This window comes from Paracoccus caeni (assembly GCF_016629665.1).
GTDB lineage: Bacteria > Pseudomonadota > Alphaproteobacteria > Rhodobacterales > Rhodobacteraceae > Paracoccus > Paracoccus caeni.
The window spans coordinates 56,195-75,760 of sequence record NZ_JAEPRQ010000006.1 but is presented as its reverse complement, the minus strand read 5'-3'; the positions used below and the strand labels follow the sequence as shown (position 1 = coordinate 75,760).

The 19,566-nt window shown below is 63.1% G+C and carries 18 protein-coding genes; 3 read left to right on the top strand and 15 right to left on the bottom strand.

What is annotated here, in order from left to right; translation table 11 throughout:
• Window positions 1-11: 11 nt before the first annotated feature.
• The 10 genes from JJJ17_RS14945 to coaBC are packed head-to-tail and all read right to left on the bottom strand — an operon-like array spanning window position 12 to window position 8,814.
• Window positions 12-1,223 carry a cysteine desulfurase gene (locus tag JJJ17_RS14945; protein WP_200687823.1) on the bottom strand — a complete coding sequence of 404 codons (1,212 nt, stop codon included), beginning with the start codon at window positions 1,221-1,223 and terminating at the stop codon, window positions 12-14.
• Window positions 1,213-1,818 carry a YIP1 family protein gene (locus JJJ17_RS14940; protein ID WP_200687821.1) on the bottom strand — a complete coding sequence of 202 codons (606 nt, stop codon included), beginning with the start codon at window positions 1,816-1,818 and terminating at the stop codon, window positions 1,213-1,215. Before JJJ17_RS14940 ends, JJJ17_RS14945 begins: the two co-directional genes overlap by 11 nt.
• Window positions 1,815-2,273, bottom strand: coding sequence for a hypothetical protein (locus tag JJJ17_RS14935; protein WP_200687820.1), 459 nt, complete (start codon window positions 2,271-2,273; stop codon window positions 1,815-1,817). The genes JJJ17_RS14940 and JJJ17_RS14935 overlap by 4 nt, the downstream gene beginning before the upstream one ends.
• A 32-nt stretch (window positions 2,274-2,305) precedes the next feature.
• Complete coding sequence (locus JJJ17_RS14930; protein ID WP_200687818.1) at window positions 2,306-3,646, bottom strand: SufB/SufD family protein; 1,341 nt, start codon at window positions 3,644-3,646, stop codon at window positions 2,306-2,308.
• A complete protein-coding gene (gene sufC / locus JJJ17_RS14925) occupies window positions 3,646-4,401 on the bottom strand; it encodes a Fe-S cluster assembly ATPase SufC (protein ID WP_200687816.1) in 756 nt (251 codons plus the stop codon). The genes JJJ17_RS14930 and sufC overlap by 1 nt, the downstream gene beginning before the upstream one ends.
• Window positions 4,402-4,410: 9 nt before the next feature.
• Entirely contained in the window at window positions 4,411-4,722 is a 312-nt protein-coding gene (locus JJJ17_RS14920; RefSeq protein WP_200687815.1) for a heavy metal-binding domain-containing protein, read from the bottom strand.
• Window positions 4,719-4,997 (bottom strand): hypothetical protein, encoded by a 279-nt coding sequence (locus JJJ17_RS14915; RefSeq protein WP_200687813.1) that lies wholly within the window; start codon window positions 4,995-4,997, stop codon window positions 4,719-4,721. Before JJJ17_RS14915 ends, JJJ17_RS14920 begins: the two co-directional genes overlap by 4 nt.
• Window positions 4,994-6,514, bottom strand: coding sequence for a Fe-S cluster assembly protein SufB (gene sufB / locus JJJ17_RS14910; RefSeq protein WP_200687812.1), 1,521 nt, complete (start codon window positions 6,512-6,514; stop codon window positions 4,994-4,996). The genes JJJ17_RS14915 and sufB overlap by 4 nt, the downstream gene beginning before the upstream one ends.
• A 30-nt stretch (window positions 6,515-6,544) precedes the next feature.
• Window positions 6,545-7,585, bottom strand: a complete 1,041-nt coding sequence (locus JJJ17_RS14905) for a cysteine desulfurase family protein (RefSeq protein WP_200687810.1) — start codon at window positions 7,583-7,585, stop codon at window positions 6,545-6,547.
• Complete coding sequence (gene coaBC / locus JJJ17_RS14900) at window positions 7,582-8,814, bottom strand: bifunctional phosphopantothenoylcysteine decarboxylase/phosphopantothenate--cysteine ligase CoaBC (RefSeq protein ID WP_200687808.1); 1,233 nt, start codon at window positions 8,812-8,814, stop codon at window positions 7,582-7,584. Before coaBC ends, JJJ17_RS14905 begins: the two co-directional genes overlap by 4 nt.
• Window positions 8,815-9,073: 259 nt before the next feature.
• On the opposite strand from coaBC, the gene JJJ17_RS14895 reads away from it, so the two are divergent.
• Window positions 9,074-9,253, top strand: a complete 180-nt coding sequence (locus JJJ17_RS14895) for a hypothetical protein (protein WP_200687806.1) — start codon at window positions 9,074-9,076, stop codon at window positions 9,251-9,253.
• A gap of 18 nt (window positions 9,254-9,271) precedes the next feature.
• On the opposite strand, the gene ntrX is transcribed toward JJJ17_RS14895, so the two are convergent.
• The 5 genes from ntrX to dusB form a co-directional block, all read right to left on the bottom strand.
• Window positions 9,272-10,663 (bottom strand): nitrogen assimilation response regulator NtrX, encoded by a 1,392-nt coding sequence (ntrX, locus tag JJJ17_RS14890; RefSeq protein ID WP_200687804.1) that lies wholly within the window; start codon window positions 10,661-10,663, stop codon window positions 9,272-9,274.
• Complete coding sequence (locus tag JJJ17_RS14885; RefSeq protein WP_200687802.1) at window positions 10,660-12,924, bottom strand: sensor histidine kinase NtrY-like; 2,265 nt, start codon at window positions 12,922-12,924, stop codon at window positions 10,660-10,662. Before JJJ17_RS14885 ends, ntrX begins: the two co-directional genes overlap by 4 nt.
• Window positions 12,925-12,997: 73 nt before the next feature.
• Window positions 12,998-14,452 (bottom strand): response regulator, encoded by a 1,455-nt coding sequence (locus JJJ17_RS14880; protein ID WP_200687800.1) that lies wholly within the window; start codon window positions 14,450-14,452, stop codon window positions 12,998-13,000.
• A gap of 2 nt (window positions 14,453-14,454) precedes the next feature.
• Window positions 14,455-15,579 (bottom strand): two-component system sensor histidine kinase NtrB, encoded by a 1,125-nt coding sequence (locus JJJ17_RS14875; protein ID WP_200687798.1) that lies wholly within the window; start codon window positions 15,577-15,579, stop codon window positions 14,455-14,457.
• The gene (dusB, locus tag JJJ17_RS14870) at window positions 15,576-16,598 is read right to left on the bottom strand and encodes a tRNA dihydrouridine synthase DusB (protein WP_200687796.1); all 1,023 of its coding nucleotides are present in this window, start codon (window positions 16,596-16,598) and stop codon (window positions 15,576-15,578) included. Before dusB ends, JJJ17_RS14875 begins: the two co-directional genes overlap by 4 nt.
• A gap of 227 nt (window positions 16,599-16,825) precedes the next feature.
• Here dusB and JJJ17_RS14865 point away from each other — a divergent pair, with 227 nt between their 5' ends.
• Together JJJ17_RS14865 and JJJ17_RS14860 are read left to right on the top strand one after the other, a co-directional pair.
• Window positions 16,826-18,208 carry an L-serine ammonia-lyase gene (locus tag JJJ17_RS14865; protein WP_200688071.1) on the top strand — a complete coding sequence of 461 codons (1,383 nt, stop codon included), beginning with the start codon at window positions 16,826-16,828 and terminating at the stop codon, window positions 18,206-18,208.
• A gap of 319 nt (window positions 18,209-18,527) precedes the next feature.
• Window positions 18,528-19,439, top strand: coding sequence for a COG3650 family protein (locus JJJ17_RS14860; protein ID WP_200687795.1), 912 nt, complete (start codon window positions 18,528-18,530; stop codon window positions 19,437-19,439).
• The last annotated feature ends 127 nt before the right edge of the window (window positions 19,440-19,566 follow it).

Genomic DNA, 19,566 nt, shown 5'->3' with positions numbered 1-19,566 from the left:
CTTTGCAAGATTCAGCCGAAAAGTTCGCGGCAGAAGATCAAACCTTCGACCAAAGCGTCTACTTCCTCGGCAGTGTTGTACATGGCAAAGGATGCCCGCGCGCTGGCATTGATTCCATAGAAATCAAGCAATGGCATGGCGCAATGCGTTCCCGCCCGGACCGCGATCCCGCGCTTGTCGAGGATGGTCGAGATGTCATGGGCATGCGCCCCCTCCATCGTCATCGAGAAGATCGCCCCCTTGTCCGGCGCATCGCCCTGCACCTGCAACCAGTTCAGGCTGCGTAGCCGGTCACGGGCATAATCGCGCAAGCCCCGTTCATAGGCGGCGATATTCTCCATCCCGATATCCATCAGATATTCCAGCGCCACGCCCAAGCCGATCTGATTGACGATGCCGGGGGTGCCCGCCTCGAACCGCAGCGGCGGATCGGCATAGGTCACCTCATCCCGGGTGACCGTGCGGATCATATCGCCGCCGCCCATGAAGGGGCGCATCTCGGCCTGACGCTCGCGGCTGATCCAGATCGCGCCCGAACCCGAGGGGCCGTAAAGCTTGTGCCCGGTGATGCAGAAGAAATCGACGCCAAGCGCCTTGAGATCAATCGGCATATGCACCGAGGATTGCGAGCCATCGACCAGAACCGGCACATCGGTCCCACGCGCAATGGCCGCGACATCGACGATGGTGCCGGTGACGTTCGACATATGGGTGACGGCGATCAGCTTGGTCTTCGGGCTGATCGCAGCCAGCACCTTTTCAGGCGGCAGGCTGCCATCCGCTTCCGGCTCGACCCATTTCAGCACCACGCCCTGACGTTCGCGCAGGAACGCCCAGGGCACGATATTGGCGTGATGTTCCAGCACCGACAGGACAATCTCATCCCCGGCCTGCAAGCGCGGGGCGGCCCAGCCATAGCTGACCAGATTGATGCCTTCGGTGCTGCCCGAGGTGAAGATCACCTCATCCTCATGCGGCGCGTTCAGAAAGCGGGCGATAATGGCACGGACGCGTTCATAATTGTCGGTAGCAAGGTTCGACAGGAAATGCAGCCCGCGATGGACATTGGCGTATTCGCCTTCATAGGCGCGGGTGATCGCCTCGATCACCTGACGCGGCTTTTGCGCGCTGGCGCCGTTGTCCAGATAAACCAGCGGCTTCTTGTTCACCTGCCGAGACAGGATCGGAAAGTCTTCGCGGATCTTGGCGACATCAAAGGTCATTGGGCACCTCGGGGGTGAAACCGGCCATGCTGAGGACGACCGAAAGGATCAGCACGGCGCCGATTCCGGCACCGATCACGACCACGACCGGCTTGATCAGATTGTCAAAGCCATGCAGGACGCGGACGAATTGCAAACTCATCCACAGGAAGACGAAGGCGGCGGCCAGTCCAAGCACCGCCGCAGCGGTCGGCAGGATCGGCACGAGCAAAAGTTGCAGCCCCTGAACGAGCAGTAGCAGAAACTCGGTCCAGACCATCAGCAGCAGCGCATCCTCGAACCGACCAGTGCCGCCGAACAGCCGCCCGATCGAGATGACCAGCGCCGACCCGGCCAGCACCGCGACAAGCTGGATCCCCGCCATCACCATCGGCTGTCCGATCATCTCAAGCAGCGCGTCGTCAAACTGGCTTGGCCCGGGACCGACGGTCAGCGAGGTGAGATAGGACAGGATCCCCGAGAAAGAGATCACCAGAATCAGCAGCATCCAGCGCGCAGGCATCGGAATATCGCTGCGGATCAGCACCCCTGCCACATCGGCGGGGCGGCGGAAACTGTCCACCACAAGGCCACGAAGAGAAGTCAGGGATATCATTTGCGCCTCGCCAGAACCGAGATGCCCGCACCCCAGATGAACAGAAAACCAAAGCCGCAGATGATCTGCACCACGATCAGCCCCGGACCCGGCCCGACCATGCCCGCGACCAGCCCCTGCAACAGCATCGCAGGCGACACCGCCAGCAACGCCCAGAACAGCGCCAGCCGCGAATCCTCGGGGCCAAGCCGCCATGGCGTCAGCCGCGAGAAGGCCGAGATCAGCGAGGCCAGGCCGTAAGCCAGCAGCGGCATCATGAACATGATCGCCATGATCGCCCCGCCCATCCGCGCCTCAAGCGGGATCGACGGATCAAGTGCTGCGCGGCGCGCATGCAGCGGTGCCTGCGCGACCAGAAAGATCAGCATGGCGAGCATCAGAACGGCGATCTTCACCCGCTCGGGCATGCTAGACAGCCCCCGCACCACACGGCGCGGAGCCCACCAGCTTTCCATTACGCGTGGCGCGATGCCGCCGCGCGCCGGTGCTATTTCCCGGCGCGATCGGTCAGCCACGCTTCCAGCCGGTCGTTGATCTGATCCCGCAATTCGTCATCCTCAACCTCGGCCAAGGCGTCGGCAAGGAAGGACAGGACCAGGAAAATGATGGCACGCTCATGCGGGATACCGCGCGAGCGAAGGTAGAACAGCGCCTCCTCATCCAGCGCGCCGGTGGTCGAGCCATGCGAGCATTTCACGTCGTCGGCATAGATTTCCAGCTCTGGCTTGGCCAGAAACTGGCTGCGCTCGTCCAAGAGCAGCGCCTGACTGATCTGATAACCGTCGGTTTTCTGCGCGCCGGGCTTGACCAGAATCTTGCCCTGAAAGACGCCCTCGGCACCGTTCTTCAGCACCTTCTTGAACACCTGACGGCTTTCGCAACGTTCTGCCGCGTGGGTGATGAAAACGGTATCGTCATGGTGGAACGGCCCGATATCGCCATCGCCCAGAACCGCCGCCGCGATATGGGCAAAGGCGTCGTCACCGACGATATCGATCACGCCCTCATGGCGCATGACGCGGCCATTCACCGACAGGGTGAAACTTTTCAACTGCGCCTCGGCATCGACGCGGGCAAAGATATGCGACAGTCCGACCGTCTCATGCACCGCACGTTTCGAGGTGATGTAGTTGAATTTCGCCCCTTTTTGTAGGTCCACCTCCAGCGCCCCGTTCGAGCGGGCACCCGACATGCCGGTTTCCAGCAGGGTCAGTTCCGCGCCTTCCTCGATCCGCACGACATGGTGCCAATAGGTATCCGCATCGGCGCTGCCGCGACGGTGGATGACGTGGACCGGCTTTGCGGGGGTTGCTGTCACGCGGATCAGCACGCCGTCACGGGCGACAACCGTGTTCAGCGCCGCGAAGGGCCGCTTCACCGGCTTCTGCCCCGAGGCTTCCAGCGCGCCGTAAAGATCGCCCGCCCAATGCGCGGCCTGACGGTCGGCGACGGACAGAACGTCGATCTCAACCCCTTCAAGCGCCACATCATCCGAGGCTTCGGCGTCAAACACGCCATCCACGAAGACCAGTTTCAGCCGGTCCAGATCGCCGAATAACGGCGAGTCGCCCAGATCGTCGCCAAGCGCCAGCGGAGCGGCCTCTGGCGCATTGAAGGGCTTCGGGTCGGTATAACGCCAGTATTCGTCACGCGGCGCGGGCAGGCCCATGTCGCGCAGACGCGCCAGCGCATCGGCCCGCGCGGCGGCGGTAAAGCCACCTTCGGGCAGGCTCAGCGCGGCAAGGCGGGCGTCCAGCGCATTGGCGGGCTTGGCCTCGCCCGTCACCTGCGGCGTCACGTCCTGGTTTTTGACTGCGGTGTCGGCCATTACTGCGCCCCCGTCAGCAGGTCGCCGTAACCCTCTTCCTCGACCTGCAACGCCAGTTCCGGCCCGCCGGTCTTCACGATCCGGCCATTCGACATGATATGGACCACATCGGGCTGAATGTGGTTCAGCAGGCGTTGGTAATGGGTGATGACCAGGAAGCTGCGATCAGGGCTGCGCAGCGCGTTCACCCCGTCCGAGACCAGACGCATCGCATCGACATCAAGACCGGAATCGGTCTCGTCCATGATGCACATGCGCGGCTCCAGCATGGCCATCTGAAGGATTTCGTTGCGCTTTTTCTCACCACCCGAGAAGCCGACATTCACCGGACGCTTCAGCATATCGGCATCGATCTTCAGTTCCGCCGCCTTGGCGCGGACCTTTTTCAGAAACTCGCCCGAGGACAGTTCTTCCTCGCCGCGCGCTTTCCGCTGCGCGTTCACGGCGGTGCGCAGAAAGGTCATGTTGCCAACGCCGGGGATTTCGACCGGGTATTGGAAGGCCAGAAACAGACCGGCTGCGGCGCGTTCCTCGGGCTCCATCTCCAGCAGGTCATCGCCATTCAAAGAGGCGCCGCCATCGGTGACCTCATACCCGTCGCGGCCCGAAAGCACATAGGACAGGGTGGATTTGCCCGAGCCGTTCGGCCCCATGATCGCATGGACCTGACCGGCCGGAACCTCCAGCGACAGACCCTTCAGGATCTGCTTGTCCTCGTCTTCCAGCTTGACGTGCAGATTGTCGATTTTCAGCATCTTCTTACCTCAGTCGATGGTGACGGCGGTGCCAGAAGCCGACACCATCAGCATATTGTTAATGACCTCGTAATCGAGATCGACTCCGACGACCGCATTGCCGCCCATCTGGCGGGCGCGGTCTTGCATTTCGTTCAGCGCGATTTCCCGCGCTTCGCCCAAGGCCTTCTCATAGCTGGCCGAGCGTCCGCCCACGATGTCGCGGATACCCGCAAAAACATCACGAAAGATATTCGCGCCAAGGATCGTCTCGCCGGTCACGACACCATGATAGGCGGTGATCCGGTGTCCTTCGATGGCGGGGGTGGTGGTGACGATCATTGCGTTTCCCCGGTCTGTAACGCGCGCCCACGGAAAGAGCAGAACAAGTGTCTAACACCGAACCCCGCACCCACCGATAAAATCAGCGTAAGAAAAACGGCCAGCCCATCCGATATGAAACCAAGAGAGCCGGTGAGGATAAGCGCAACACCGACTATAAATACCAGACCTGCAACCGACGCCGCCTCACGCAATCCATCGCCGTGGCGGGGATGAAGCACATCGGTCTGAGTTGGATCGTGTGTCGCGATCCAGCTTTGCTGATCACTGCTCACCCCACGCTTCCTTCCAGCGAGATCGCGACCAGCGACTGTGCTTCCATCGCGAATTCCATCGGCAGCGCCTGCAAGACCTCGCGGACAAAGCCGTTCACGACCAGCGCGACCGCCTCTTCCTCGCCCATGCCGCGCTGGCGGCAGTAGAACAATTGGTCATCATCGACCTTGCTGGTCGTCGCCTCATGTTCGACGCGGGACGAGGTGTTCTTGACCTCGATATAGGGCACGGTATGCGCGCCGCATTTGTCGCCGATCAGCAGGCTGTCGCATTGGGTATAGTTGCGGCTGTTGGTCGCCCGCGGGTGCATGCTGACCAGACCGCGATAGGTGTTCTGCGCACGACCAGCAGAAATTCCTTTGGAAACAATGCGCGAGCGAGTGTTCTTGCCAAGATGGATCATCTTGGTTCCGGTATCGGCCTGCTGCATGTTGTTGGCGATGGCGATCGAATAGAACTCGCCTTGCGATTCATCGCCGCGCAGGATGCAGGACGGATATTTCCAGGTGATCGCCGAGCCGGTTTCCACCTGCGTCCACATCACCTTGGCCCGCGCCTCACGGCAATCGGCGCGTTTGGTGACGAAGTTGTAGATGCCGCCCTTGCCTTCCTCGTCGCCAGGGAACCAGTTCTGGACGGTCGAGTATTTTACCTCGGCATCTTCCAGCACAACGATCTCGACGACCGCCGCGTGAAGCTGATTGGTGTCGCGCTTGGGTGCGGTGCAGCCTTCCAGATAGCTGACATAGGCGCCCTTGTCGCAGATGATCAGCGTGCGTTCGAACTGGCCGGTATTTTCGGCATTGATGCGGAAATAGGTGGACAGCTCCATCGGGCAATGGACGCCCTTCGGCACATAGACGAACGACCCGTCCGAAAAGACCGCGCTGTTCAGCGTGGCGAAGAAATTGTCCGTTTGCGGCACGACGCTGCCCAGATATTTCTGGACCAGCTCGGGATGCTCGCGGATCGCCTCGCTGATCGAGCAGAAGATAACCCCGGCCTTGGCCAGTTCATCCTTGAAGGTCGTCCCGACCGAGACCGAATCGAATACGGCATCGACCGCGACCTTGCGCCCTTCGGCGGGGGCATCGCCCGCACCCTCGACGCCCGCAAGGATCATCTGTTCCTTCAGCGGGATGCCCAGCTTTTCATAGGTCGCCAGCAGCTTCGGATCGACCTCATCCAAGGACTTCGGCTTTTCTTCCATGCTCTTCGGGCGGGCATAGTAATACTGATCCTGATAATCGATATCGGGATAGTTCAGCATCGCCCAACGCGGTTCGGTCATGGTGACCCACCGGCGATAAGCCTGAAGACGCCATTCCAGCATCCATTCAGGCTCTTTGTTCTTTTCCGAGATCAGGCGGACGATGTCCTCGCTTAGCCCCTTCGGGGCATATTCCATCTCGATCTCGGTATCCCAGCCATATTTATAGCTGCCCATGTTCTGCACGGTCTCGACCGTTTCGCGGTCAACACCGTCACGAACCTCAAGATCGGGGGTCTGGGTCATCCTTTGTCCTTCCATCGGCTGGGCACAGACCTAGCCATTCCTGTCGCGCCAGCGTGAATACGCGCTTTCCCAAGCATCCGCAAATCGGTTGATCTGATCCATGTCCAAAGCCGGACTTATCGAGATTCGGATCGCCGATTGCGCCGCCATGTCATCGAAACCCATGGCCTGCAAGGCACCGCTGGCCCTGACCTTGCCCGAGGAACAGGCCGACCCCGCCGAAATGGCAAAGCCTGCAAGATCCATCTGCATGACCTGGGTTTCCCCTTTCCAACCGGATGTAAGAATGCAGGTCGTGTTCGGCAAGCGCTTTGCGCCTTTTCCGGCAATCACCGCGCCGGGCGCTGCCGCCAGCAACCGCGCCTCCAGCGCGTCGCGCATCGCGGTCACCCGGTCCCAGATTCCGCTGTCCAGATCCCTCTGCGCGGCGGTCGCCGCAGCGGCAAAGCCAAGGATGCCGATCAGGTTCTCGGTCCCGCCGCGACGGCCCTGTTCCTGCCCGCCGCCCCGGATCAGCGCCTCGATATCGGTGCCCTTCTTCAAGACCAGCGCACCGATCCCCTTGGGCCCGCCCAGCTTATGCGCACTGACAAAGCCCGCCGTCAGCCCCAGCCAGTTGAAGGCGAACGGCACCTTGCCGAATGCCTGCGTCAGATCGCTGGAGGCCAGACCATCAGGCAGCGCCTGAATCACCCCGGTCTCATTATTCGCCAGTTGCAGGGTCGAGCGCCCCGGATCAATGACGGTCACGATCCCGTCGCCATTCACCGCCAGATCCTGTTCGCACCAGACCTTGATCGCGCTATGTTCAACCGGCGCGCAATGGATGCCCTTCTCGGCCAGCACCATCGTCGCCGCCTCGGTCGTGCCCGAGGTGAAGACGACATCCGCCCCCTCGGCCCCAAGTGCCAACGAGACCTGCTCGCGCGCCCGCTCCAGCGCCATCTTGGCCGCGCGGCCTTCGGTATGGACCGAGGACGGGTTGCCGCTGATCTCCATCGCCTCGCGCATCGCGACCTTCACTTCGTCGCGCAACGGCGTGGTGGCGTTCCAATCGAGATAGGTTCTCATAGCAACGCCTCGGCGATCCGCTGGGCCAGTTGCCGGGCCACGGCGTCCTTGGCCATGCGCGGCCATTCCTCAGCACCTTGTTCGGTGATCAGGGTCACGGCATTCTCGGACCCGCCCATAATGCCGGTGGCGGGGCTGACATCATTGGCAACGATCCAGTCACAGCCCTTGCGCAGCCGCTTGTCGGTCGCATGGGCCACCACGTCATCGGTTTCCGCCGCAAACCCCACGACCAGTTTCGGACGGTGGTGGTCCAGCTTGCTGATCCAGGCCAGAATATCCGGGTTCTCGGCCATCTCCAGCGCCGGAGGACGGCCCGAGCCGTCCTTCTTCATCTTGCGATCCGACCCGTTGGTCACCCGCCAATCCGCCACAGCCGCCGCCATCACCGCCGCATCGGCAGGCAACGCGGCCTCGACCGCATCGCGCATCTGCTGCGCAGTCTCGACCCGAACCACCTCGACGCCTTGCGGCGGGGCGACCGTCGCAGGCCCGGTCACAAAACTGACCCTTGCCCCAAGCGCGCTCAGCGCAGCAGCAATCGCCGCGCCCTGCGCCCCGGAAGAACGGTTTGCGATATAACGCACCGGATCGATCGGCTCATGCGTCGGGCCAGAGGTCACCACGACATGCTTGCCGCTCAGCGGCCCAAGCCTCGGAATGGTCACCACAGGCATCGCCGGAACGGGGGCCTGAAGCGCGTCCTTGATCGCCGCGACGATCACTTCAGGCTCGGCCATCCGCCCGGTGCCGTATTCGCCGCAGGCCATATCGCCATCATCGGGACCGACGAACAGGATGCCATCGTCATGCAGGGCCTGGATGTTCCGCTGCGTGGCCGGATGATGCCACATCCGCACATTCATCGCAGGCGCGATCAGCACCCGCTTGTCGGTCGCCAAGAGCAGGGTCGAGGCCAGATCATCGGCCAGCCCTTGCGCCATCTTGGCCATCAGGTTCGCCGTGGCGGGGGCAACCACCACCAGATCGGCATTCCGCGACAATTGGATATGGCCGATCTCGGCCTCGGTCGCGATATCGAACAGGCCCTCATGCACCGCCTCGCCCGCAAGGACCGAAACGGTCATCGCGGTGGTGAACGCTGCCCCGGCTTTGGTCAGGACCGGCGTGACCAGCCAGCCCTCGGCCCGGATCAGCCGGATCAGCGCCGGGATCTTGTAGGCCGCGATGCCGCCGCCGATGATCAGAAGGATACGCTTGCCTTGCATGTCCGCTTCCCCTGCCTTCCTTGTATCAGACACATAGACGCGGACCCCCAAGCCCGCAAGGAAGACGGGCCGCCCCACCTCTTAAAGCAGAGGACACAGCCACATTGGTGTTGGCTATCTTGGTTTCGGACGAGCGCTTTACCTACAGAGCTGGCTTAATCGGGGACGTGAGACGGCGTGGCAGATGATATTCGACCGCATTGTCAGACGGCCCGTTTAATGGAATCAGGGCACCTTAAGCCAATCGCAGGGGGCAACGATGATCTTCGGAACAGGCGATCTCGCCGCCGCCGCGCTGCTCATGGGGCTGCTTCTGGCACTGGCTCCGGTTTTCATCATTGCCCTTATCATGCTGATCCCGCTGCGCCCGAAACTTGCCGCCAAGATCGTCGCCGGACTTGCCGTCGCGTGGGCGTTGCTGTGGCTGCTGACCCGCTGAAGCGGTTATACCACCGCCTCATTTCCCCATGATCATCTCGTCGTCCGAGCGCATTCCGCCGACGACGCCAAGCGATTTCAGCTTGCGATGCAGGGCGCTGCGCTCCATCCCGACGAATTGGGCGGTGCGGCTGATATTGCCGCCGAAACGGTTGATCTGGGCCAGCAGATATTCCCGCTCGAACATCTCCCGCGCCTCTCGCAGTGCCATAGCGGTGATCTGCGGGCCAAGGCTTAACGCGTCGCTGTTATCCGGCGTCGCGCCCTGCGGCTCAAGCTCGGAAGGCTGGATCGGGCCGGTTTCCTCGGCCAGGATCAGCACCCGCTCGACCACGTTCCGCAACTGCCGGATATTGCCGGGCCAGCGCATCGATTGCAGCGCCGCGATGGTATCCTCGGGCAATTCGCGCGGGGTCAGGCCTTGGGTCTTGTGGAACTGCTCGATGAAATAGCGGGCGAGTTCGGCAATGTCGTCGCGCCGCTCGGCCATCGAGGGAACCGCGACCGGGACCACGTTCAGCCGGTCGAACAATTCCTGACGGAAACGGCCCGCCGCAATCTCGGCGGGCAGGTCGCGGTTGGTCGAGGAAATCACCCGCAAATCCACCCGCACCTTGTCCGAGCCACCCGCCCGGCTGAACTGCTGCTCGGTCAGAACGCGCAGGATTTTCGGCTGCGTTCCCAATGGCATGTCACCAACTTCATCGAAATAGATGACGCCGCCATGGGCCAGTTCCAGTAAGCCCGGCTCGATCCCGCGTTCGACGGTTTCGCGACCGAACAGCACTTCTTCCATACGCTCTGGCTCGATGGTGGCGCAGGGCACGGTGATGAAGGGCGCATTCACGCGCGGGCTGTGGGCGTGGATATAGCGGGCAGCCATTTCCTTCCCGGTTCCCGGCTCGCCGGTCAGCATGATCCGGCCGTTCGATTTGGCCACCTTATCCAGATTATCGCGCAGACGCTTGAAGGCGGCGGAATGGCCCAGCATCTCGCCGGGGCGGTCGCCGTTGCGGCGCAGGCTGCTGTTTTCGCGACGCAGCCGACTGGTCTCCATCGCGCGGTTCACAACCACCATCAACTGATCGATGTTGAACGGCTTTTCGATGAAGTCATAAGCGCCCTGCTTGATCGCCGCGACCGCGATTTCGATATTGCCGTGCCCCGAGATGATGATGACCGGAACGTCGGGATTGTTGCGCTTGACCTGTTTCAGGATGTCGATCCCGTCCATCCGGCTGTCCTTCAGCCAGATGTCCAGAACCATCAAATCCGGTTCACGCTCATTCAGCTCGGCCACGGCCTGATCGGAATTGGCCGCCAGCCGGGTCTCGAACCCTTCGTCTTTCAGGATATCGGCGATCAGCTCACGGATATCACGTTCGTCATCGACGATCAGAATGTCACTCATGTCGTAGCCGCCTCGTCTTTTTCTTGTTTGTGTTTTCGCTGCGTGCCGCGCACCGGATGGCGCTCGCGCGGCAATTTGATCTCGGCCATCGCGCCTTGATGGCCCGGTGCATCGGTCAGGATCAGGCTTCCGCCATGCTCCTCGACGATCTTTTTCACAATCGGCAGGCCAAGCCCGGTTCCCTGCGATTTCAGGGTCACATAAGGCTCGAACAGGCGCGAGCGGTCCGCCGGAAGACCAAGGCCGTTATCGATGATGCGGATCGTCACCGCCTCATTCTCGGCCTGCATGGTCACGTCAATCCGGGGATTCCAACCTTCAGCCGATTTTTCCGTCATTTCATCAACGGCTTCCCCGGCATTTTTTAGAAGATTGGTGAAGGCCTGACGCATCATCCCGGCATCGCAATCGACGATCACCGGCTGTTCTGGAATTTCGCTGTGCAAAGCGCCTTTCAGCGCGTCCTGCTGCAACAAAGTCGCCTCGCGCAGCAGCGCGGCAAGATCGATTTCGGCCCGGTCCGGTTCTGGCATCCGGGCGAAGCGGCTGAATTCATCGACGATCCGGCGAAGATCGCCGGTTTGTCGGATAATCACCTCAACATATTGATCAAGAGAGGCTTTTTCTTCTTCCTTCGCAAGCGGCATGAACTTGCGGCGCAGCCGTTCCGCAGACAACTGAATCGGGGTCAGCGGGTTCTTGATCTCATGCGCGACGCGCCGGGCCACGTCGCCCCATGCGGCCATGCGCTGCGCGCTGACCAGCTCGGTCACGTCGTCGAAGGCCACGACATAGCCTTCCAGATCGCCATCGGTGCCGCGCCGGATCGCCATGCGGACCAGCAGGCTTTCCACCCGACCTTCGCGTGCCAACCGCACCTCATCCTGCACCGATTCCGCCACCGAAGCCGACAGCCGATCAAACAGCGGCGCAAATTCAGGCACCGCCTCTGACAGCAGCGCATCGATATCACGTTTCGGGTCCAACCCCAGAAGCCGCGTGGCCGAGCGGTTCACAAAGTCGATCTCGCCCGCCGCATCCAGCCCGATCACCCCCGAAGTGACCGAGGTCAGCACATTGTCGAACAACCGCCGTTGTTCGTCGCTGATACGGTAGCTGTCCACCAACTCGTCGCGCTGCGCCTTCAACTGACGGGTCATCCGGTTGAACGCCTCGCCCAGAGTCTGGATTTCGTCGCCCGTGGTCGGTTCAGGCACCTGCACGTCCAGATTGCCGTGGCCGACCTGTTCGCTGGCCAGCGCAAGCGCACCAATCGGACGGGACAGACGGCTTGCGAACCACAGGCCCATCCAGATCGCGGCAGCGACCAGCAGCAGGGCAAAGCCCAGATAAACCAGCGAAAATTCGAACAGAACCTGCCCGCGCGTCTGTTCAAGCTGGCGATAATCGCCAACCGTGGCGCGGGTATCGTCCAGCAGGCCGAGCAGATCGCCATCGACTTCCCGGGTCACATACAGATAGCGGTCTGCCAGCGTCGGCAGCGCCACCAGCGCGCGAAATTCGTTGTTCTGCCAATCCTCGATCAGCACCAGCCCCTCGGACTGCGCCTGATCAAGCTGGTCGCTTTCCGGTTCTTTATACCAGAACAGATAGCTGCGTTCGCCGCGTGACCGGATCTCACCTGTGCCAGTGATGATATAGGCCTCGCGCAGCCCGCGCTGAATTTGCGCCTGCCCGTTCACCAGAAGTTGCCGCATATCGGCATCATCCAGCGACGGATCAGACCGCCCCGCCTGAATCAGAAACCCCGCCAGCGCCTGCGCATCCTCGCTCAGGTCATGGCGGTGTTCTTCCTGATAGGCTTCGGCGGCGGCCTGCGAGGTGGTCACCACCTGCTGCACCCGGCCCGAGAACCAGCCCTCAAGTCCGATATTCACCAGGAACCCGGCGAACAGCGCGACCAGAACGGTCGGCACCAAAGCAATCCCCGCAAAGATCATCACCAGTCGCGCATGCAACCGCGATCCGGCGGCAGAGCGGCGGCGGTCCGAGATCAGACGCGCCATCCTGACCAAGACAAAGCCGGTCAGCACGATCAGATAAAGCAGATCAAGCAGCAGGATCAGCCGCAGCATCCGGCTGTGCGCGCCCTGCGCCAGCGGGCCCAGCACGGTCATCGTCGCCACGGCCAGCACGGCCCCTACGGCCAGAAGGCTAAAGGTCAGCAGCCCTCGCCACTGACGTGGTAACCTGATCCGTGCAAGCCTGTCCCAGCTCAGCCCCGTCGCGGACTCTGCCATAAACCCCACCCGCCGTCTTACGCGGCTTTGCTGTTGCGGCGCTGTGACTGTCGCACCGCATCCTGTGGCGGTTTTACATCAGTTTGCGCCTGCGTGTCACCTCGATATTCAGGTCAGTCAGCTTCTTGCGCAAAGTATTGCGATTAATCCCCAAAAGATCGGCGCAACGAAGCTGATTTCCGCCTGTTGCGTCCAGCGCTACCTGTAGCAGCGGCCGCTCGATCTCGCGCAAGATACGGTCGTAAAGGCCCGGTGGGGGCAGCGAATCGCCGTGCAGGTCGAAATAGCGCTGCAGATGCGCCTCGACATTGTCAGACAAAGACCCCGCCGCCGTGGAAAAGACCGAGGCGACAACGCCCGGCCCCGGCTCGGCACTGGCGGGTGCTGCATGCGAGACCGGCAGCGGTGCGGCGCGGGGCACGGTCTGCTGGTTCAGCGCCTCGCGCATCTCGGACGCGGTGATGGTTGCGCCGCTGGCCGTCAGGGCAAGGCGGCGCAGCAGATTTTCCAGTTCACGGACATTGCCCGGAAAGGCATGGACCCGCAGCAGCGAGGCGGCATCGTCGCCAAGGCTGCGCTCTGGCAGGCCCTGCCCGGCGGCGCGGGCCAGAAGATGGCTGGCCAGCGGCAGGATGTCATCCACGCGCGCCCTGAGCGGCGGCACCGAGACCGTGACCCCCGCAAGCCGGTAATAGAGGTCTGAACGCAAACGCCCCGACGCCACATCCGCGTGCGGATCGGCGCCGGTGGTGGCGACGATCCGGGGGGCCTGCGCGCGGTCAGGTCCGCTTTCCATCGCCTCGATCAACCCGATCAGACGGGCCTGTGCGGCGGGATCGAAGCCCGCCGGGTTCTCGATCACGATGGTGCCGCCCCGCGCCTTTTCCGAGGCCCGCATCACCGCATCCTCGCCCGCATCGGCAGAGGTCAGGATCGCCAATCCGCTACCGCGCCGATCGGAAAGATCGTGGAAGGACCGCGCGATGGTCGATTTACCCACCCCCGGCTCACCTGCGATCAGGACCGGCAGATCGGCGTTCAACACGCGGGCGATCATGCGGAACAGGCTTTGCATGGCGGGCGCATGGCCGATCAAAGGCATCTCGGGATCAGCGGTTTCGCGGGGACCGGGAATCGGGTCGGGCATCGGATCGGATTTGCGCGGGCGGCGCGACAGCGCCTGATTGGCCTTCGACATCAGATCCGGCAGATCGAAGGGCTTCGGCAGATATTCGAACGCCTCGGCCTCGTTCGCGCGGATCGCCGTGACGATGGTGTTCTGCGCCGAGATCACGATCACCGGCAGATCGGGCCGCGCCTCTCGGATCGCGGGAATGCGGTCGATGCCGTTTCCGTCGGGCATCATCACATCGGTGATCACCAGATCGCCGCGCCCCTCTTCCACCCATTTCGAGAGTTGTGTCAGCGAGCCTGTGGCGTGGACCCGGCAGCCGGCGCGGGTCAAGGCCTGTGTCAGCACCGTGCGGATGGTGCGGTCGTCGTCGGCGATGAGAACTGTTCCGTCCATGGCTACGATCCTTGGGCCTTTGCAAGTGAAATTCGAAAGATGGTTCGTCCGGGGCGGCTGTCCACGCGGATCAGCGCGCCGTGGTCGGTGATAATCTTGCTGACCAGCGCAAGCCCAAGCCCGGTGCCGTTCTCGCGGCCCGAGACGAAGGGCTCGAAAACCTGATCGGCAATCGGTTCGGGCAGGCCGGAGCCGTTATCCTCGACCTCGATCTGCAGGGGCAGCGGACGGCCCGCTGGCTCGGCATCGCTGGGCGGGGCGCGCAGGCTGTGGTCATAGAAGGTGCGCAACCGGATCACCGGCTTTTCCGTCTCGGACTGCGCCTCGGCGGCGTTCTTGATCAGGTTCAGCAAAACCTGCGTCAACTGATCGGGATCGGCCATCGCAGGCGGCAGCGAGGGGTCGTAATCGGTGCTGACGGTGATCTTTTTCGCAAACCCGACCGCAGCCGAGCGGCGGGTCTTTTCCAGCACGTCATGGATATTGATCGGGCGCAGATTGGGTGCGGATGTATCGCCGAAGCGCTCTACCTGCTCCAGCAGGGCGACGATACGCCGGGTTTCGCTGACGATCATCTCGGCCATCTCGCGATCCTCGGGCGAGGCGTTCATGCCCATCACCTGTGCCGCGCCGCGAATGCCCGCCAACGGGTTCTTGATCTCATGAGCCAGCATTTCGGCCATGCCGATGGCGCTGCGCGCAGCGCTGCGGACGGCGCGGCTTTGCTGCTCCATCCCCGCCTCTTCCGGCACCAGCAGGATCGAAATCCAGTCGCGGCTGGACCCATAGGGGCCGACATGCAGCCCGGCGCGGCGGTCCTGATGGCCGCCCGCGCGGTCGCCGATCTCGATGCGGAGATGGGATTGATAAAGCGTTTCCTCATTATGGCGGACGCGGGACAGGGACTGCGCCAGCGAGGGCAAAAAGCGCAGCCGGGTCTGGATGTCGTCATCCTCCAGCGGCTTGCCCAGCAGCGAATTGCGCGAGATGTTCAGCCAGATTTCCGCCGCATCATTCATCGCCACCACACGGTCCCGGTCATCGATGATCAGCGCGGGAAGCGGCAGGGTTTCCCAGCCAGCGCCGGGACGGACATTCCTGATGAAAGACGGAAGGATGCGCGTCATGCGGCCTCGGCTTTCATCAGGTCGCCGGGTCCGACCGCATCGGCAAAGGCCTTGCGGATCAGCGATATGGTGGCCTCGGGGCTGTCGGCGCGCAGCATTTCGGCGCGAAGGGGGGCGCCGTTCGCCTCGGCATACCAGCCCAGATGTTTGCGGGCGACGCGCAGGCCCAGTTCGGTGCCGTAAAAGCCAAGAATATCGCGGTAATGCGCCTCGACCAGATCGGCCAGCGCCTGTCCGGTGGGGATCAGCGGTGCAGGTGTGCCGTAAAGCTGATGCGCGATCTGGGCCAGCCGCCATGGCGCCCCTTGCGCGCCGCGCCCGACCATCACAGCCTCGGCCCCCGAGGCATCAAGCGCCGCCCGCGCCGTCGCGGCATCGACGATATCGCCATTGGCGACCAGCGGCGGCCTGCCCGGCAGATTGGCGACCGCCCTGATCCGGGTCCAGTCGGCATTGCCCTTGTAAAACTGCGCCCTGGTCCGGCCATGCACGGTTAGCATCCGCACGCCGGCATCGCTGGCCCGCGCCGCCAGATCGGCGGCGTTCAGACAATCCTCGTCCCAGCCAAGCCGCATCTTCAGCGTCACCGGCACCGAGACCGCCCCGACCACCGCATCGATCAGCGTCAGCGCATGATCCAGATTGCGCATCAGCGCCGCACCCGACAGCCCGCCTGTCACCTTCTTGGCCGGGCAACCCATATTGATGTCGATAATCCGCGCGCCCATCCCCTCGACGATGCGCGCCGTTTCAGCCATCGGTGCGGCCTCGCGTCCGGCGATCTGGACGCTGACGGGCAACCCGCCTTCGGTCAGCGCCTTGGCCCGGACCGCCGCACGGGTCGAGGGGCGCGGCGTCACCATTTCGGTCGAGGCGACCATCTCGCTGACCAGCAGCCCTGCCCCGAACCGCGCCACGGCACGGCGGAACGGCAGATCGGTGATTCCCGCCATCGGCGCCAGAAAGACCGGCGGGCCAAGGTGCGTTTCGCCAATGATGATCGGTTCGCAATTCGTCATATCTCGTTCCTTCACGCGGCACCGCAAAGCCGCAAGCTGGCGCGTTTCGCAGCAATGGTCACTTGTTGGGCAATCGCAATTCATGCCTATTTATTATGCAGCATGCCCGCAATAAAGGCAGCAGACAGTTAACGCGATGTCGCAACCGAGGGGCGACCCGGTCGCTTCCGTGCTGGCAGCGTCGTCATGGTCCTGATTAGATGGACGCGAATATACAAGAGGTCGTCATGTTCCTGTCGGTATTTGACCTGTTCAAGGTCGGTGTCGGTCCTTCATCGTCGCATACGATGGGGCCGATGGTGGCGGGTGCCCGCTTCCTGGAAGAGCTTCGTCAGCAGCCCTTCAAGGCCGCGGGGCTGAAGGCAAGCCTGCATGGCAGCCTGGCCTTTACTGGAAAGGGCCACGCCACCGATCGCGCAACGATTCTTGGGCTTGCGGGCTTCGTTCCCGCTACGCTGGACGCCGAAGCGGCCGAGGCGGCGCTCGATGAAAACCGCCGCACCAAACTTCTCAGCCCAAAGGGTCTGGGCGATCTGGTCTTCGATCCCGAGGCGGATCTGGTCTTCGATTATGACCGCGCCCTGCCCGGCCATGCGAACGGAATGACGCTGTCGGCGACCGATGCGCAGGGCGATGTGATCTTTCACCGCATCTATTATTCGGTCGGCGGTGGCTTTGTGCTGACCGACGACGAACTCGCCCGGAAGGGGGACGAGGACCGCAGCGACGCCGCGCCGAAAGTGCCCTTCCCCTTTTCCAGCGCGGTCGAGATGCTGGAAATGGCCGAAAAATCAGGCAAATCAATTGCCGAGATGAAGCAGGCGAACGAGCTGGTTTACCGCAACGATGCCGATCTGCGCGAGGGGATTTTAGGCATCTGGCGGGTGATGCGCGACTGTATGGATCGCGGATTGATGACCGATGGCATCCTGCCCGGCGGGCTGAGCGTCAGGCGCCGGGCCAAGGGGATCCATGACAAGCTGATGGCCGAACGCGGCATGAACCTGACCGCGCCGCATGTGATCAACGACTGGATGTCCACCTATGCAATGGCGGTGAACGAGGAAAACGCCGCCGGTGGTCAGGTCGTCACCGCGCCGACCAATGGTGCGGCCGGAACGGTGCCTGCGGTGATCCGCTACTGGCTGGACCATGTGCCCGGCGCGTCCGAGCGGCAGATGCCGGAATTCATGCTGACCGCCTCGGCGATTGGCGGGCTGATCAAGCATAATGCCTCGATCTCGGGGGCGGAATGCGGCTGTCAGGCGGAAGTGGGCTCGGCCTCGGCCATGGCAGCGGCGGGCTTGGCCGCCGTGCTGGGCGGAACGCCGGAGCAGGTTGAAAACGCAGCCGAAATTGCGCTGGAGCATCATCTGGGCATGACCTGCGATCCGGTGAAGGGGCTGGTGCAGGTGCCGTGTATCGAGCGGAACGGGCTGGGCGCGATCAAGGCGGTCAGCGCGGCAAGTCTGGCGCTGCGGGGCGACGGCAAGCATTTCGTGCCGCTGGACGCCGCGATCGAGACGATGCGGCAGACCGGGCGCGATATGAGCGACAAATACAAGGAAACGTCGCTGGGCGGTTTGGCCGTGAACGTGCCGAACTGTTAAGCCGCGCAACGCCTGCGGGCGTTGCAGCCGGTATTTGTGCAACGGAGAAATCCATCTGCGGATTTTACCAGCAAATGCTGGCGAAACGGCTGCACCGCATATCCACCGAGGATGCACAGGGCGTACACAGGCTGTACACAGCTTGCGAACGGTGGGTGTTGCGGCGCCTGCGGGCGGCTTTGGTCTCGGGCAGGTGGCGGCCGCGCTGACTTTTTCGTGACGGCAAGGGGCCGCCGTTCGGGATGCGCCGTGCTTGCTCCGGCGGTTAACGGTTGCTAACGGTTGCGTGACAGTGATCCAAACAAAAAAAGGCCGACCGATGACCCCGCGTCTTGCCCTCATCGCCCTTCTGACCCTGCCGATTGCCGCTTGCGAAGGCATCAACCTGCCCGGTCAGGAAGAACCTCAGGTTGAAGGACACAAAGGCCCGCCCGGCGTTTCGCCGCTGGAACAGGCCATCGAGACCGGCGCCGAAGAGGGCCGCGCCCTTTCGACCGCAGAAGCCACGACCTACAACACCGCCGCTTTCAGCGCGCGCGGCAATGAGCCGTTCTGGGCCGTCGATGTCGCAGGCAACACCGCCATCTACAAGACGCCCGAGAACCAGCGCGGCACCGCGATCCGCGTCGATCGCATCGCCTTTGCGGAAGGCGTCGAATATATCGGCGTCCATCGCGGTCGTCCCTTCACCGTGAATATCCGCGCAGCGCGCTGTCAGGACAGCATGTCGGGTGACCGCTTCCCGATGACGGCGACCGTGACCGTCGCGGGCAATGTCCAGCGTGGCTGTGCAGGCCCGGCCTCGGCCGAGGTGGCGCAAGCCGTCGCAGCGACACGTGCCCCGGCCCCGGCAGAGCCGCGCGCCACCCGCCGTGCGACCCCCGCAGCAACCCGTCCGGCAGCGACGCCCGCGCCCGCAGCGGAAACCCCCGCAGCCGAGACACCCGCAACCACGCCTGCGGAAACGCCCGCGACCGATGCGCCCGCAACCCCGGTTCAGGGCACCCCGGCCAGCGAGATGCCCCCGGCTCCGACCACGGCCCCGGCTGCTCCGGCACCCGATGCTCCGGCACCCGATGCGCCCGCGCCTGCTGCGCCTGCTGCTACCGATGCACCTGCTGCCCCGGCAGCTCCGGTGCAGTTGCCCTCGCCCAGCGTGATCCTGCCCGCCACGCCCCCGTCTCTCAATTCGGACGGTGCGGGTGATCAGGCAGAGGATGCAGCGGACTGACGGTGCCGACAGGCGGATATGCGACCCGGATGACGCAGCTATCAAAAGATGTTGCGTCGCCGGGCTGCAAAGGCCGCAATCCTTGGTTATGATCCAGCCATCCGTTTGACGAGGAATCCCCTGATGC